The following is a 15030-nucleotide window of genomic DNA, read 5'->3' on the forward strand; positions in this document are numbered from 1 at the left end:
CCGTTCCAACGTGTTCGTTCACCAGAAGCTGGCGCGCGGGCACGTGTCTACCGATAAAAACTGGAGAAACTTCGTGCCGATCGCAGTCGATCAACCCGTTCCCGATTTCACCGCGCCCGCAACCGGCGGCGACTTTTCGCTGTCTAGTCTGCGAGGCAAGAAAGTCGTGCTGTTTTTTTATCCGAAAGACAATACGCCCGGCTGCACCACGGAAAGCCTGCAGTTCCGTGATCTTTATGCGAAATTCAAGAAGGCAGGCGCTGAAGTGATCGGTATCTCGCGTGACAGCGTGAAATCGCACGACAACTTCAAGGCGAAGCTGGAACTGCCGTACACGCTGGTGTCCGACTCCGACGAAGTCATCTGCTCGCTCTTCGGCGTCATCAAAATGAAGAAAATGTATGGCAAGGAAGTACGCGGAATCGAGCGTTCGACCTTCCTGCTGGACGCGAACGGCGTGCTTCGCCGGGAGTTCCGTGGCGTAAAGGTTCCAGGCCACGTTGAGCAGATTGTGGAAGCTGTACAAGCGCTTTGAGGCACGTTATATTGATTCGCAATGAGCGCTTGCCCTTCCCTCCATTTCTCTTTGCGTAGCGTCCGGTGTTTCGCGGTTTTCCCCGCGACCGGCACGGGGTCCCGCTACACGCCACGCCTTGAATCCTGGGGCGTGGCGGAAGTTGAAAGGCGCTTTGAAGCTGGCGCTGTCGAGCCGCTGGTCCCATCGTCCGGGACGGCGGCTTTTTTGTTCGCGGACGCTCCCTTACCCGCAGCGTGTGCGCCTTGGGCGTCCCGCGCCGTCCGTGCGTTTCATCCCCGTTTTCTTCAGGACGCAACTTCCAAGGAGCCGATCGAAATCTAGGCGAACCGGCGTTTTCGAAACCGAAGCGCGTCTCCGGGCGCAAACTGCATCGACGTCCGGCCTTCTGGCTAAAAGCCTGAGGCCTGAAAGACCCACGCAGGATGCGACAGGCGACGCACGACATACGATCCGAATCCTATCGAGGAAAACCATGCCTTTGCCTACCGCACCCGTCAAGCTCGGCAACCTCCTGCCGTCTGAAGAATACAAAGCCAAAGCCCGGCCTGCCCGATCATCGAAAAAGCAGGCAAGCGACGGCGATCTAGTTGAAACCGAAACCGATTTTGGCGCGAGCGTCGGCGCTTCGCGTCCTGCTGCCGCGAATACCGCCAACACGTTGCGCGCCATAGCAAGCGAGACGCTGGCGAACGCGGCCAAAGGCTCGGCGGTAGAAGCCTCCGATGCAGCGCCCGCCGCGCGCACGCGCCGCACGAAACAAACCGCGGCGTTGCTGCAACCCGCTGCTGCACCGGCCGAACAGATCGAAACCACGCAGCCCGCTGTCGCACGTACGCCGGTCGAAGCACGTGAACGCACGCCGGCGCGCTCCGAAGCACCGGTCGCGCCCGTGGCTGCGGCAGCTCAACCGCGTGGCCAGCAAAAGCGCCGCCAGCGTGGTCAGCCGGAAAACGAGATCGGCAAGCTGTTCGTGCTCGACACGAACGTGCTGATGCACGATCCGTCATCGCTGTTCCGGTTCGAGGAACACGACGTCTATCTACCCATGATGACGCTCGAGGAACTCGATGATCACAAGAAGGGCATGTCGGAGGTCGCGCGCAATGCGCGTCAGGTGAGCCGCACGCTGGATGCATTGGTGGCGCACGTCGGCGAGATGTCGGCGGGGTTGCCGTTATCGGCGCTGGGCAATCGCGATGCAACCGGCCGCCTGTATTTCCAGACCACGCTGACCGACATTGAGCCGGTCGAAGGCCTGCCGGTCGGCAAGGCCGACAACCAGATTCTCGGCGTGGTTCGCGCGCTGCAAAAGGAGCGCACCGATCGCCAGGTCGTGCTGGTGTCGAAAGACATCAACATGCGCATCAAGGCCCACGCGCTCGGCCTGCCCGCTGAAGATTATTTCAACGATCAGGTGCTGGAAGACAAGGATTTGCTCTATTCCGGTGTCCGCGCGTTGCCGTCCGACTTCTGGACGAAGCACGCGAAGGGCATGGAAAGCTGGCAGGACACCAAGACAGGCACAACGTATTACCGGGTGACCGGTCCGCAATGCGCGTCCATGCTGGTGAACGAGTTCGTTTATTTCGAACCGCAGAACGGCGAACCGTCGTTCTACGGCATCGTGCGCGAGTTGAACGGCAAGACAGCGCTGCTGCAAACGCTACGCGATTACAGCCACCACAAGAACAATGTGTGGGGCATTACGTCGCGCAATCGCGAGCAGAATTTCGCGTTGAACCTGTTGATGAACCCGGACGTGGATTTCGTCACGCTGCTGGGTCAGGCCGGTACCGGCAAGACCTTGATGGCGCTGGCCGCCGGCCTCGCGCAAGTGCTCGACGACAAGCGCTATAACGAGATCATCGTCACGCGTGCGACGGTTCCGGTTGGCGAAGACATCGGCTTCTTGCCGGGTACGGAAGAGGAAAAAATGCAGCCGTGGATGGGCGCATTCGACGACAACCTCGAAGTCCTGCAAAAGACCGACGACGCCGCCGGCGAATGGGGCCGCGCCGCCACGCAGGAACTGATCCGATCGCGCCTGAAGGTGAAGAGCATGAACTTCATGCGCGGCCGGACCTTCGTGGACAAATACGTGATCATCGACGAGGCGCAGAATTTAACGCCCAAGCAGATGAAAACGCTCGTCACGCGCGCCGGTCCGGGCACGAAGATCATTTGCCTGGGAAATATCGCGCAAATCGACACGCCGTATCTGACGGAAGGCAGTTCGGGCCTGACGTACGTGGTCGACCGTTTCAAGGGCTGGACACATAGCGGCCACGTCACGCTCGCGCGCGGCGAACGCTCGCGTCTGGCGGATTACGCGTCCGAGATTCTCTAAATTTTCAGCATGTTTTGAGAGCCCGGCAAGCGTCGCTTGCCGGGCTTTTTTGCGTCTTTTCAACGCGTTTGGATCTAAAAACACGTTCCGTCGAAGCAACACTTACAGCGTAAACCTCAAGTGACTTATCAAGAAAACTTGCCCGTGCCCCGTCTGACGGGCTAGTATCGCGGGACTGTCATCATGGCGAGCGCTCGTATTCACCTCGGCTCGCCCTTGCCGAATGCGTCGACTCTGGTCACTGCTGCTCCTCACCCTCCTCGTTGCCGCGTGCTCCAGTGCACCGACGCGGGTGTCGCGTGCACCGGCTGCATCGAACGCAACGGCTTCTAATCGCACCTTCGCTACACCCTCCGGCTTCCCGAATTTCGTCGATCACAGCGTCGGACGCGAGGAAATTTCCATTCAGGCGATGGCGCTCGTGGGCGTGCCGTATCGATGGGGAGGCAATACGCCGGAGGCCGGTTTCGATTGCAGCGGGCTCGTGCGCTATGTGGTGGATCGAGCGGCATCGGTGAATCTGCCGCGCACGACGGCGGATATGAGCGTACGCGGTGAATCGATCGAACCCGACGAAGTTGCCCCGGGCGACTTGATTTTCTTCAACACGACGGGCCGGCCGCATTCGCACGTCGGCATCTATGTGGGTAAGCTGCGCTTCGTGAACGCGCCATCGACAGGCGGCACCGTGCGGCTCGATTACCTCACCAATCCGTATTGGGCCAAGCGTTTCGATGGCATCCGGCGCGTCGCGTCGCCGAAAGCCGTGCCGGCTCCGTTCGATGCGCCGACGTATCTGGCGTCGCCGGTCCCTGTTCCTGTCCCCGTCCCGGCGGATGGCACGTCAGGCCGTCCAGCGACGCAAGTCGCCGCTCAGGCCGGCGATCGGTATGAACCGCCGCGCGATCCGCCTATGACGGCCGCGGCAAGCTCCTACCGAAGTACCGCCTCCTCCGATCAGTTCGAACCACCGCCGCCCGCGTTGTCGGCCGCACAACGGCAGGCACAATCGGCGGGTGCGGTCTCACCGGCCATCACCACGGCCCGCTCCGGCGCCGATCCGTTCGAACCGCCGCCGTCCTCGCTGTCCGCCGCACAACGTCAATCGCAAGCAGCAAACGCGATCTCGCCGCCACGCGAGTCGCAAGCTGAATCAAATGCGGTCGCGGCTGCATCGAATGCGCCCGATCCCATCGCGGCCGCTGCCGACGCATTCGAACCGCCGCCGCCCACCGCCCGGCTGGCGGCGCAGCAGGTGCGCTCGATTCAAGAGCGACAACCAGAGCAACAACCCTCATCGGTTGGCCGGATTCCCGCGTCCGATCCCGCCGCCCACGTGATGCGTGCCTCCACGAATTCGCTCACGCCCACGCGCCCCGCTGCCACCGACGACCCCATCGCGAAGTTCGCCAACGGCAGCTACTGAGCCGTCACCCGGCCAGCGCGTTCAGCGCAATGGCCGACCTGCACGTAGTTCCCAGCGTCTGCTATCGTGTCTCGATAACGATTCCATGCGTCATCGAATCGATCATCAGCCTCGAAAGGAGTGAACCTCATGGACTTGGGACTCGCCGGCAAGATCGTGCTCATCACGGGCGGCAGCAAGGGTATCGGCTTCGCGTGCGCGCGGGCGTTTGCAGCGGAAGGGGCGCGCGTCGCGATTGTTTCGCGCGATCCCGCGAACCTCGCCCGCGCTCGCGAAGAACTCGCGAAAGAGGGTTTTCACGTGCATCTCGCGCGTGCCGATCTTCACGAAGCGCACAGCGCACAAGACGTCGTGGAAGAAGCGACGGGCGCGCTCGGCCCGATCGATATTCTCGTGAATTGCGCGGGCGCCGCTAAACGCTACGATCCCGATCTCCTCGACGCCGCCGGTTACAAAGCTGCGATGGACGCGAAATATTTCCCCTGCATCTACCCTCAGCAAGCCGTGCTGAAGCAAATGGCCGAACGGCTGAAAGCGAACCCCAAGGCCGAGCCGGGCGCGGTGGTGAACATCATCGGGATGGGTGGGAAGATCGCGAGCGATATCCACATCGCGGGCGGCGCGGCGAATGCGGCGCTGATGCTGGCAACCGTCGGTCTCGCGCATCATTACGCGAAGCTGGGCATCCGCATCAACGCGATCAATCCGGGCGCGACGTTGACGGAACGCGTGGAGGAAGCGCTGGCGCTCGAGGCGCAGAGACTGGGTGTCACGCGAGATGAAGCGCTGGCGCTAAGCCAGGCGAAAGTGCCGCTTGGGCGATACGCGAAACCCGAGGAGATCGCGGACGTTGCGCTGTTCCTGGCGAGCCGTCGGGCGAGTTACGTATCGGGCGCGATCATTCCGATGGACGGTGTCGGCGCGCCGCTGATCTGACGCACGAAGCGCGGGTGACTTGAAAAAGGCAAGTCACCCGCGAGCTACTCGCTCAAAGAAAGCGATGTCCGAGCCACCAAGCGGCGGCGGCCATCACGGCAGACGCCGGAATGGTCAGGATCCAGGCCCAGACGATGTTCCCCGCCACGCCCCAGCGCACTGCGCTGAATTTCTGCGTCGCGCCAACGCCAACAATCGCGCCGGTGATCGTATGCGTGGTCGACACGGGAATACCCAGAAACGACGCGACGAACAGCGTAATCGCCCCGCCCGACTCCGCGCAAAACCCGCCGACGGGCTTGAGCTTCGTGATCTTCTGACCCATGGTGCGCACAATGCGCCAGCCGCCGAACAGCGTACCGAGCCCCATCGACAGATAACATCCGCCGATCACCCAGATCGGCGGCGCGTCGGCCGTTGCTGACGCATACCCTGCCGCAATCAGCAGCATCCAGATCACACCGATGGTCTTCTGCGCGTCGTTGCCGCCATGCCCGAGGCTATACAACCCTGCCGATACAAGCTGCCAGCGTCTGAATCGCCGGTCCACCTTGGAGGGCGGCGTGCGGAAATACATCCACGAAACGATCAGCATGAACAGCGATCCGAGCACGAAACCCAGCAGCGGCGAAATAAAAATAAACGAGACGGTCTTGAGCAAGCCCTCCATATTCAGCGAGCCCCACCCTGACTTCGCCCACGCCGAGCCGACCAGGCCGCCGATCAGCGCATGCGACGAACTCGATGGAATGCCGTAGTGCCACGTGATGATGTTCCAGCCGATCGCCCCGATGAGCGCGCCGAAGATCACATATTGATCGACGATAGCCGGGTCGATCGTCCCTTTGCCAACGGTGGCGGCAACCTTCAAATGAAAGATGAAATACGCAATGACGTTGAACGCAGCGGCGAACGCCACGGCTTGCTGAGGTTTCAGCACACCGGTGGACACAACGGTTGCGATGGAGTTGGCGGCGTCGTGGAAACCGTTCATGAAGTCGAACACAAGTGCGACCACGACGAGCGTAATAACAGCCCAGAGGGCGAGTTGAATCGAATGCATCGTTTATCGAGTGAGTGGCGCGGCTGAAATCAGGCGTTTTCCAGCACAATGCCTTCGATGATGTTCGCGACATCCTCGCATTTGTCGGTGATCGTCTCGAGCAACTCGTAGATTGCCTTGAGCTTGATCAGCGTCTTGACGTTGTCCTCTTCGCGAAAGAGTTTCGACATGGCCGAGCGCAGCACCCGGTCGGCGTCCGATTCCAGACGGTCGATTTCTTCGCAGATCTTGAGGATTTCGCTCGCGCGTTTCATGTCGGCGAGCAGCTTGACCGCTTGCTGCACACGCTCGGAGGTGGCCGTGCAGATATGGGCGAGCTGGCTCATTTCCGCGGTCGATTCGCGCACGTCGTAAAGCGAAATGGCGGTGGCGACGTCTTCCATCAGGTCGAGGATGTCGTCCATCGTCGTGATGAGCTTGTGGATTTCGTCGCGATCGAGCGGCGTGATGAAGGTCTTGTGCAGCAGATCGATGGTTTCGTGCGTGAGCTTGTCAGCACGTTTTTCGTTGGTCTGGACGTTCTGCTTATGGACCTCCATCTGGTCCATGTTGTCGATCAGCAGTTCGAGTTCGTGACTGGCGTCAACGATGCACTTTGCGTGCGCATTGAAGATTTCGAAAAATTTGCCCTCGGTGGGCATGAATCGACCGAACATGAAAATCCCGGAAAGTGGCTCAAAATGGCGCTGACATAAAACTGCCACATTGTACCTTCGCGGGACCATCGAAGCACCCTGACCGACGTCAAATCAAACGTGGACAGGCGATAAGTTCCCTAGTCGCCGTAGAAATTCTGCGCACCGGCAAAATTCTCGAACTTCGTGTATTGACCCTGGAACGTGAGTCGAATGGGACCGATCGGACCGTTACGCTGCTTACCTATGATGATCTCGGCCGTGCCTTTGTCCGGGCTATCCGGGTTGTAGACTTCGTCGCGATAAATGAACAAAATCACGTCCGCGTCCTGTTCGATAGCGCCGGACTCACGCAAATCGGACATGATCGGGCGTTTGTTTGGACGCTGCTCCAATCCGCGATTCAACTGCGAAAGCGCCATCACGGGAACGTCCAGTTCCTTGGCGAGACTTTTGAGTGAACGCGAGATTTCCGAGATTTCGGTCGCGCGGTTTTCACCGGCAGAACCGGAACCGGACATGAGCTGCAAATAATCCACGATAATCAGGCCCAGCTTGCCGCATTGCCGTGCCAGACGGCGCGAGCGCGAGCGTAACTCCATCGGGTTCAGACCACCCGTTTCATCGATAAAGATCTGCGCCTCGCTCATTTTCTGCACAGCATGCGTGAGCTTCGGCCAGTCTTCATCGGTGAGACGGCCGGTACGCATTCTGTGCTGATCCAAACGGCCCACCGAACCCAGCATACGCATGGTGAGCTGCGTGCCCGGCATTTCCATTGAGAACACGGCAACCGGAAGGCCATATTCAACGGCCACGTATTCACCGATATTCATCGAAAACGCAGTTTTACCCATCGACGGCCGGCCCGCCACGATGATCAGCTCACCGCCGTGCATACCCGATGTCATGCGGTCCAGATCGACAAAACCCGTTGGCGTGCCAGTCACATCGCTAGGATTCGCAGTGTGATAAAGCGTGTCGATGCGCTCGACCACCTGCGTGAGCAACGGCCCGATCTCGAGAAAACCCTGCGTGCCGCGCGCGCCACTTTCTGCGATCGAGAACACCTTCGCCTCGGCCTCGTCCAGCAACTGGCGCACTTCCTTGCCTTGCGGATTAAAGGCGTCGGCGGAAATTTCATCTGCGACCGATACCAGACGGCGCAACACCGCCCGATCCCGGACGATTTCCGCATAACGGCGAATGTTCGCGGCGCTCGGCGTGTTCTGCGCGAGCGCGTTCAGGTACGCCAGGCCGCCCACCTCTTCGGCCTTGCCGGTGTTCGTCAGCGCCTCGTAGACGGTGATCACGTCGGCCGGGCGCGTGGTCGCGATCAGCTTGCCGATCGCCTCGTAAATGATCCGATGGTCGTAGCGGTAGAAATCGCCATGCGACATCACGTCCGCAATACGGTCCCATGCGGCGTTATCCAGCAGCAAGCCGCCAATGACGGACTGCTCGGCTTCGATGGAATGCGGCGGGACCTTCAGCGCATCCAGTTGGGGATCTTTCGACGGTGCGTTCATGGGGAGGAATTATCGGCGAAATGACGGAGCGAAGGGAGATGGAAAAACAAAAAAGGCGGGAACCGTTGAGGGTTCCCGCCCTTCTTTTACCGCATTACTTTTGGCTTCGCGGCAGGGGCTAAGCCCGGCCAGCGAGACACTTAAGCGTGTTCGCCCAGCACCGACACCGTCACGTCGACAACTACGTCGGTGTGCAGTGCAACCTGGATGGCGTGATCGCCAACCAGCTTCAGCGGGCCGTCGGCCAGACGCACTTGCGACTTTTCGACTTCGGCCAGGCCTTGCTTCTTCAGCGCTTCGGCGATGTCCGCGTTCGTCACCGAACCGAACAAACGACCGTCGACGCCAGCCTTTTGCGAGATCTGAACGGTCGCGCCGCTCAGCTTTTCGCCCAGGGCCGTAGCGGCTGCCAGCTTTTCAGCGGCAACTTTTTCCAGATCGGCGCGGCGCACTTCGAATTCCGCGATTGCGTCTTTCGTTGCACGGCGGGCCTTCTTGCCCGGGATCAGGAAGTTACGTGCGTAACCGTCCTTGACACGAACGATGTCGCCCAGGTTGCCCAGGTTGACGACTTTTTCCAAAAGAATGATTTGCATTTGGCTTTTTCCTTATTGCGTCGTCTGATTAGGCCTTGTGCAGGTCGGTGTACGGCAGCAGCGCGAGAAAACGAGCGCGCTTGATAGCCGTATCGAGCTGACGTTGGTAGTGAGCCTTCGTTCCTGTCAGACGAGCCGGCGTGATCTTGCCGTTCTCACCAACGAAGTCCTTCAGCGTTTCCGTGTCCTTGTAGTCGATGGTCTCGACATTGGCCGCGGTGAAACGGCAGAACTTCTTGCGCTTGAAGAGCGGGTTTTGTTGCTGACGACGTTTGTCGAATTTCTTACCAGTCGGGCGGGGCATGTTCAGTCCTTTCCAATATCCTGCAATTCTGTGATGTGAAACACCAGGGTTCGCGCGTTGCGGCTTTTCTTCGCCATGAAGCCCGTGAAGAGCGTTTCTACGCCCATCGTGAGGCCTTCCAGCTTGCCGCTCGCAGCACCGGCCGCGACCGCCGGAAGAGTCAGTTCGATTTGCCGGGCAATGCCCGCTTCGACGACTTCCGTACGGTGATGCAACGTGCAACTCGCTATGGGGACGCCGGCGGGGGTGTACCGCACCGGTTCTCGCTCCACAACGCTTGCTGTCAGTTGCAGCCGGTTCACTTGATTCCTGGTGACGCGACGACCTTAAAAGTCGCCTTCTTGATTAGTTTGCCTGCGAGCTTGCGGCCGGAGCTGCATGAGCTTCAGTCGACGGCTGGCTGGCCGCCTTCTTGGCTTCTTCGCGGTGAACTTCCTTCATCATCGGCGACGGGCCGGTTTCGGCCTTCTTCAGCTTGACGATGAGGTGACGCAGCACAGCGTCGTTGAACTTGAACGCGTGTTCCAGTTCTTCGAGCGTTTCCTGGCTGCATTCAATGTTCATGCACACGTAGTGAGCCTTCGCAAGCTTCTCGATCATGTAAGCCAGCTGACGGCGGCCCCAGTCTTCGATGCGATGGATCGAACCACCGTGTGTTGTGATCGTGGTTTTGTACCGTTCGATCATGGCGGGCACTTGCTCGCTTTGATCCGGATGCACGATAAATACGATTTCGTAATGACGCATTGTTACTCCTTGAGGATATAAAGCCACCCGGGCGTCGGACCGGTGCGGCAAGAGAGAAGCCAGCGATTATAGCGAGATACGGCCGGTCACACAACTGATTTACGCATTTCGCGTATTACTTCCGCTGTGTTTTCAATGGCTTAGCACTCATGCATGCCTGAGCGGCCCGGAAACTCACCTTTCGCGGCTCCAGTAATCCGGCTGGGCGTAGATTTTCTTCAAATAATCAATGAAGTAGCGCACTTTCGCCGGCACGTAGCGCTGCTGCGGATAGACCGCGAGGATGTCGTAATCGGGCAGCGCGAACTCGTCAAGAACGGTTTCCAGCTCGCCATTTGCCAGTTGACGCTGGATTTCCCACGTCGAGCGCCAGCCAAGCCCATGCCCTTCCGATACCCAGCGGTGGAGCAATTCGCCGTCGTTGCAATCCAGATTGCCCGAGACACGCACCGTCGCAAGTTTACCGTTGCGGCGGAAATACCAGCCGCGATTTTGCCCACCCTGCAAATTGAACGCGAGACAGTTGTGACGCGGCAGGTCATCGAGCGATTTCGGCTTGCCGTGCTTCTTGAAATACGCGGGCGTGCCGCAGACCACGCGGCGGTTATCGGCGAGCTTCACGGCAACGAAGTTCTGATCGACCGCCCCGCCTATGCGGATCGACAGGTCGTAACCCTCGCGGATCAGGTCGGCGACGCGGTCGTTCAGGTTGAACGACATCTGTAACGCGGGTTTGTCGACGAGAAAACCTGGCGCGTGAGGCGCCACGTGCATTCGTCCGAAGGCCGCCGGGGCGGAGACGATCAGGTGGCCATCGACGGTGCGCTGGCCGTCGGCGAGCTCGTCTTCGGCCTGATTCCAGTCCGCCAGCAGTCCACGGCAGCGTTCAAGGAACGCCGCGCCCTCCTCGCTTACCACCAGACGGCGCGTGGAGCGGTACATCAGCTTGACGCCCAGACGCTTCTCCAACGCATCAATACGCCGCCCCAAAATGACTGGCGACACCCCCTCCTCCAGCGCCGCAGCAGCCAGACTGCCGGCCTCGGCGACCTTCACGAACGTCTCAATCTGCCTGAAGCGGTCCATTTTCTTGGCCTCCATTGCTCATTCATTCCATACTTTTTGTATCGGATCAAACGACTCTGGCTGATCTTATCAACACTCCCGCATACGCATAAAGTCCCCTTAACGACATTGCGCAACGGCGCGATGCAGCAGAACACAATGGAAGGAGACACTCATGACAAAAATGCGAGCAGTCGACGCAGCCGTTCTCGTGCTGGAAAAAGAAGGGATCGAAATGGCGTTCGGCGTTCCGGGCGCGGCGATCAACCCGTTCTACTCCGCCCTGCAACGGGCCGGCAGCATCGGCCACGTGCTGGCGCGCCACGTGGAAGGTGCGTCGCATATGGCCGAAGGTTATACGCGGGCGGCACCGGGAAATATCGGCGTGTGTATTGGCACGTCGGGACCGGCTGGAACGGACATGATCACCGGGCTGTATTCCGCCCAGGCCGATTCCATCCCGATCCTCGCGATCACAGGCCAGGCGCCGCGTGCGCGTCTGTATAAAGAAGACTTCCAGGCCGTCGATATTGAATCGATCGCCAAGCCGGTGACCAAGTGGGCGGTGACCGTGCGCGAACCGGCGCTCGTGCCGCGCGTGTTCCAACAAGCATTCCACCTGATGCGCTCAGGCCGTCCGGGTCCGGTGCTGGTCGATTTGCCGATCGACGTGCAACTCGCGGAAATCGAATTCGATATCGACACGTACGAACCCCTGCCCGTCTACAAGCCCAAAGCAACGCGCGCTCAGATCGAGAAAGCGCTGGCGATGCTGACAGCCTCCGAGCGGCCGTTGATCGTGTCCGGCGGCGGCGTGCTGAACGCGGCGGCCGAGGATCTGCTGGTCGAGTTCGCTGAAATCATGAACGTGCCGGTGATCCCCACGCTGATGAGCTGGGGCGCAATCCCCGACGACCATCCGCTGATGGCCGGCATGTGCGGTTTGCAAACGGCGCATCGCTACGGGAACGCTTCGATGCTCGCATCCGATTTCGTGCTGGGCATCGGCAATCGCTGGGCGAACCGTCACACGGGCAGCGTCGAGGTTTATACGAAGGGCCGTACGTTTGTGCACGTGGACATTGAACCGACGCAGATCGGCCGCGTGTTCGGTCCGGATCTGGGCATTGTCTCCGACGCTAAATTCGCGCTCGAATTGTTCGTTGAAGTGGCGCGTGAATGGAAGGCCGCGGGCAAGCTGAAGGATCGCGGCACGTGGGTCGGCGAGTGCCAGGAACGCAAGCGCACCATGCATCGCAAGACGCACTTCGACAACGTGCCGATGAAACCGCAACGCGTCTACGAAGAAATGAACAAGGTCTTCGGCCGCGATACCTGCTACGTCTCGACGATCGGTCTGTCGCAGATCGCCGGCGCGCAGTTCCTGCATGTGTACAAGGCGCGCAACTGGATCAATTGCGGTCAGGCCGGTCCGCTCGGCTGGACCATTCCGGCGGCGCTCGGTGTTCGTGCAGCGGACCCGCAACGGCCGATCGTCGCGCTCTCGGGCGATTACGACTTCCAGTTCATGATCGAAGAACTTGCGGTTGGTGCGCAATTCCGGCTGCCGTACATCCATGTGGTGGTGAACAACTCGTACCTCGGCCTGATCCGTCAGGCGCAACGCGGCTTCGATATGGACTACTGCGTCCAGCTTGCCTTCGAGAACATCAATGCACCCGATCTGAACGGTTATGGCGTCGATCACGTCGCCGTGGCCGAAGGACTTGGCTGCAAGGCAGTGCGCGTGTTCAATCCGGAAGACCTCGCTCCCGCCCTTCGCAAGGCCCAGGGAATGCTCGCGGAATTCGGCGTGCCGATCATTGTTGAAGTGATCCTCGAGCGCGTGACGAACATCGCGATGGGCACGGAGATCGATGCGATCAACGAATTCGAACCGCTCGCCGAAAGCGAGCAGGACGCACCGACGGCCATTGCGCATAACGCCTGAGAGAGAACAAAAACCATGCCGAAATTTGCTGCAAACCTGACCATGCTGTTCAACGAAGTGCCGTTCCTTGACCGCTTTGCGGCGGCGTCGGAGGCGGGCTTCGAGGCGGTTGAATTTCTGTTCCCGTATCCGTATGCAGCGGCCGATCTGCGTCAACGACTGGACGCCAACAATCTTCAGCTCGTGCTGCATAACTTGCCGGCCGGGAATTGGGAAGGCGGCGAGCGTGGCATCGCGTGCCTGCCCGATCGTCGAGAGGAATTTCGTGAGGGCGTAACGCGGGCGATCGAATACGCCAAGGCACTGAACGTGCCGCAACTGAATTGTCTCGTCGGCATTCCAACGGCTTCGGTGAGCCGTGAGGAAGCGCGGGCGACGATCGTTGAAAATTTGAAGTTCGCCGCCGCCGCATTGAAGAAAGAAGGCATCAAGCTGCTGGTCGAGCCGTGCAATCACTTCGATATCCCCGGCTTCGCGCTGAACCGGTCGCAGGAAGGACTCGACGTGATTCGCGACGTAGGGTCGGACAACCTGTTCCTGCAATACGACATCTATCACATGCAGCGCATGGAAGGCGAATTGGCTGCCACGATCAAGCGCAACCTGCCATCGATTGCGCATATTCAGCTGGCCGATAACCCCGGCCGCAATGAACCGGGTACGGGCGAGATCAACTATCCGTTCCTGTTCTCGTGGCTCGATTCGCTTGGCTACGACGGCTGGATTGGTTGCGAGTACAAACCGCGCGGCACGACTGCGGCCGGCCTTGGCTGGCTTCAGGAAATCGCTGGCCTGAAGACTGCACGCGCAGTGGCATAACTGGAGGAGACACGCATAATGGCAACAATCGGATTTATCGGCCTTGGCATCATGGGCGCGCACATGGCGCGCAATTTGAAGAAAGCTGGCCATTCGCTAGTGCTGAACGGCGCGTACCCTGTGCCGGACGACCTGCGCTCGCTAGGCAAAGTAGCTGCCAGCTCGACCGACGTTGCGCGGGCAAGCGAAATCATCATCATCATGGTGCCGGACACGCCCGATGTCGCTAACGTCCTCTTTGCAGAAGACGGCGTGGCGAAGGGACTCGAGAAAGGCCAGCTCGTGATCGACATGAGCTCCATCTCGCCGCTCGAAACGCAAGCGTTCGCCAAGAAAATCAACGCGCTAGGCTGCGATTATCTCGATGCACCCGTGTCAGGCGGCGAAGTCGGCGCACGTGAAGCTTCATTGACGATTATGGTCGGTGGCCCGGAAGCGGCGTTCGAGCGCGCAAAGCCACTCTTTGATGTCATGGGCAAGAACGTGACGCTCATCGGCGATAACGGCGCGGGACAAACGTGCAAGGTCGCGAACCAGATTATCGTGGCGTTGAACATTGAAGCAGTCGCCGAAGCGTTGCTGTTCGCTTCAAAGTCCGGTGCGGATCCGGAGCGCGTGCGGCGTGCGTTGATGGGCGGTTTTGCGGCATCGCGGATCCTGGAAGTTCATGGCGAGCGCATGACCAAGCGTACGTTCAATCCGGGCTTTCGGATCGAATTGCATCAGAAGGATCTGAACCTCGCGCTGGAAAGTGCGAAGAAACTCGGTCTTGCTTTGCCGCACACGGCCAGCGCGCAGCAGTTGTTCAGCGTGTGCGTGGCAAACGGCGGACGCGAGTGGGATCACTCGGGAATGGTGAAGGCACTGGAACTGATGTCGAATCATCAGGTTACCGAATGAACTGCTTGAAGACCGGCTGACGCGTACGTGGCGGTTACTTGACGCATAAGCATAGCCGGTTGCAGAAAGTGCAATAAAGCGGGGTCCGTCAAGCGGCGCCCGGTGATGACGTGGAAGCCTTGGTCGGTCAGACGTCATTGCCGGGTGTCCGCCTTGCCGGATCTTTTTTTGTTT

Annotated in this window: 15 protein-coding genes; 7 read left to right on the plus strand and 8 right to left on the minus strand. The window is 59.8% G+C overall.

Features of this window, described 5'->3' with window-relative positions; genetic code table 11:
- Window positions 1-73 precede the first annotated feature (73 nt).
- The 4 genes from HB376_RS12660 to HB376_RS12675 all read left to right on the plus strand — a co-directional run bounded on the left by HB376_RS12660 (window position 74) and on the right by HB376_RS12675 (window position 5247).
- Entirely contained in the window at window positions 74-535 is a 462-nt protein-coding gene (locus tag HB376_RS12660; protein ID WP_213764004.1) for a redoxin domain-containing protein, read from the plus strand.
- A 475-nt stretch (window positions 536-1010) separates the two neighbouring features.
- On the plus strand, window positions 1011-2885 hold the full coding sequence (locus HB376_RS12665; RefSeq protein WP_213764005.1) for a PhoH family protein: 1875 nt from the start codon (window positions 1011-1013) through the stop codon (window positions 2883-2885).
- Between the two features lie 223 nt (window positions 2886-3108).
- A complete protein-coding gene (locus tag HB376_RS12670; RefSeq protein ID WP_213764006.1) occupies window positions 3109-4311 on the plus strand; it encodes a C40 family peptidase in 1203 nt (400 codons plus the stop codon).
- A 129-nt stretch (window positions 4312-4440) separates the two neighbouring features.
- Window positions 4441-5247 (plus strand): SDR family oxidoreductase, encoded by an 807-nt coding sequence (locus HB376_RS12675; protein WP_213764007.1) that lies wholly within the window; start codon window positions 4441-4443, stop codon window positions 5245-5247.
- Window positions 5248-5299: 52 nt separating this feature from the next.
- On the opposite strand, the gene HB376_RS12680 is transcribed toward HB376_RS12675, so the two are convergent.
- From HB376_RS12680 to HB376_RS12715, 8 genes are all read right to left on the minus strand, one after another.
- The gene (locus HB376_RS12680; RefSeq protein WP_213764008.1) at window positions 5300-6310 is read right to left on the minus strand and encodes an inorganic phosphate transporter; all 1011 of its coding nucleotides are present in this window, start codon (window positions 6308-6310) and stop codon (window positions 5300-5302) included.
- A 29-nt stretch (window positions 6311-6339) separates the two neighbouring features.
- A complete protein-coding gene (locus tag HB376_RS12685; protein WP_089159053.1) occupies window positions 6340-6966 on the minus strand; it encodes a DUF47 domain-containing protein in 627 nt (208 codons plus the stop codon).
- A gap of 119 nt (window positions 6967-7085) precedes the next feature.
- Window positions 7086-8474 carry a replicative DNA helicase gene (locus HB376_RS12690; protein ID WP_031359785.1) on the minus strand — a complete coding sequence of 463 codons (1389 nt, stop codon included), beginning with the start codon at window positions 8472-8474 and terminating at the stop codon, window positions 7086-7088.
- 140 nt (window positions 8475-8614) lie between these two features.
- The gene (gene rplI / locus HB376_RS12695; protein ID WP_089159054.1) at window positions 8615-9070 is read right to left on the minus strand and encodes a 50S ribosomal protein L9; all 456 of its coding nucleotides are present in this window, start codon (window positions 9068-9070) and stop codon (window positions 8615-8617) included.
- Window positions 9071-9098: 28 nt separating this feature from the next.
- Window positions 9099-9374, minus strand: a complete 276-nt coding sequence (gene rpsR, locus HB376_RS12700; RefSeq protein ID WP_031359787.1) for a 30S ribosomal protein S18 — start codon at window positions 9372-9374, stop codon at window positions 9099-9101.
- Window positions 9375-9376: 2 nt separating this feature from the next.
- A complete protein-coding gene (gene priB / locus HB376_RS12705; protein WP_089159055.1) occupies window positions 9377-9676 on the minus strand; it encodes a primosomal replication protein N in 300 nt (99 codons plus the stop codon).
- A 43-nt stretch (window positions 9677-9719) separates the two neighbouring features.
- Window positions 9720-10121 (minus strand): 30S ribosomal protein S6, encoded by a 402-nt coding sequence (gene rpsF / locus HB376_RS12710; RefSeq protein WP_031359789.1) that lies wholly within the window; start codon window positions 10119-10121, stop codon window positions 9720-9722.
- Between the two features lie 174 nt (window positions 10122-10295).
- Window positions 10296-11207: a LysR family transcriptional regulator gene (locus HB376_RS12715; RefSeq protein WP_213764139.1), complete on the minus strand. Its 912-nt coding sequence runs from the start codon at window positions 11205-11207 to the stop codon at window positions 10296-10298.
- Between the two features lie 154 nt (window positions 11208-11361).
- Between HB376_RS12715 and gcl the strand changes: the two genes are divergently transcribed.
- From gcl to glxR, 3 genes are read left to right on the plus strand one after another with little or no spacing between them, the layout of a single operon-like run.
- Window positions 11362-13137 carry a glyoxylate carboligase gene (gene gcl, locus HB376_RS12720; RefSeq protein ID WP_213764009.1) on the plus strand — a complete coding sequence of 592 codons (1776 nt, stop codon included), beginning with the start codon at window positions 11362-11364 and terminating at the stop codon, window positions 13135-13137.
- A gap of 15 nt (window positions 13138-13152) precedes the next feature.
- Entirely contained in the window at window positions 13153-13956 is an 804-nt protein-coding gene (hyi, locus tag HB376_RS12725) for a hydroxypyruvate isomerase (RefSeq protein ID WP_213764010.1), read from the plus strand.
- 18 nt (window positions 13957-13974) lie between these two features.
- Window positions 13975-14856, plus strand: coding sequence for a 2-hydroxy-3-oxopropionate reductase (glxR, locus tag HB376_RS12730; RefSeq protein ID WP_213764011.1), 882 nt, complete (start codon window positions 13975-13977; stop codon window positions 14854-14856).
- Window positions 14857-15030 lie beyond the last annotated feature (174 nt).

Origin of the sequence: Caballeronia sp. dw_19, from assembly GCF_018449515.1 — a bacterium.
In the GTDB taxonomy this organism is placed as follows: Bacteria; Pseudomonadota; Gammaproteobacteria; order Burkholderiales; family Burkholderiaceae; genus Caballeronia.

Bases quoted from the DNA above. Each gene is read 5' to 3' on its own strand.
- HB376_RS12665 (WP_213764005.1), top strand. From the start codon at position 1,011: ATGCCTTTGCCTACCGCACCCGTCAAGCTCGGCAACCTCCTGCCGTCT.
- HB376_RS12670 (WP_213764006.1), top strand. From the start codon at position 3,109: ATGCGTCGACTCTGGTCACTGCTGCTCCTCACCCTCCTCGTTGCCGCG.
- HB376_RS12675 (WP_213764007.1), top strand. From the start codon at position 4,441: ATGGACTTGGGACTCGCCGGCAAGATCGTGCTCATCACGGGCGGCAGC.
- HB376_RS12680 (WP_213764008.1), bottom strand. From the start codon at position 6,310: ATGCATTCGATTCAACTCGCCCTCTGGGCTGTTATTACGCTCGTCGTG.
- HB376_RS12685 (WP_089159053.1), bottom strand. From the start codon at position 6,966: ATGTTCGGTCGATTCATGCCCACCGAGGGCAAATTTTTCGAAATCTTC.
- HB376_RS12690 (WP_031359785.1), bottom strand. From the start codon at position 8,474: ATGAACGCACCGTCGAAAGATCCCCAACTGGATGCGCTGAAGGTCCCG.
- rplI (WP_089159054.1), bottom strand. From the start codon at position 9,070: ATGCAAATCATTCTTTTGGAAAAAGTCGTCAACCTGGGCAACCTGGGC.
- rpsR (WP_031359787.1), bottom strand. From the start codon at position 9,374: ATGCCCCGCCCGACTGGTAAGAAATTCGACAAACGTCGTCAGCAACAA.
- rpsF (WP_031359789.1), bottom strand. From the start codon at position 10,121: ATGCGTCATTACGAAATCGTATTTATCGTGCATCCGGATCAAAGCGAG.
- HB376_RS12715 (WP_213764139.1), bottom strand. From the start codon at position 11,207: ATGGACCGCTTCAGGCAGATTGAGACGTTCGTGAAGGTCGCCGAGGCC.
- gcl (WP_213764009.1), top strand. From the start codon at position 11,362: ATGACAAAAATGCGAGCAGTCGACGCAGCCGTTCTCGTGCTGGAAAAA.
- hyi (WP_213764010.1), top strand. From the start codon at position 13,153: ATGCCGAAATTTGCTGCAAACCTGACCATGCTGTTCAACGAAGTGCCG.
- glxR (WP_213764011.1), top strand. From the start codon at position 13,975: ATGGCAACAATCGGATTTATCGGCCTTGGCATCATGGGCGCGCACATG.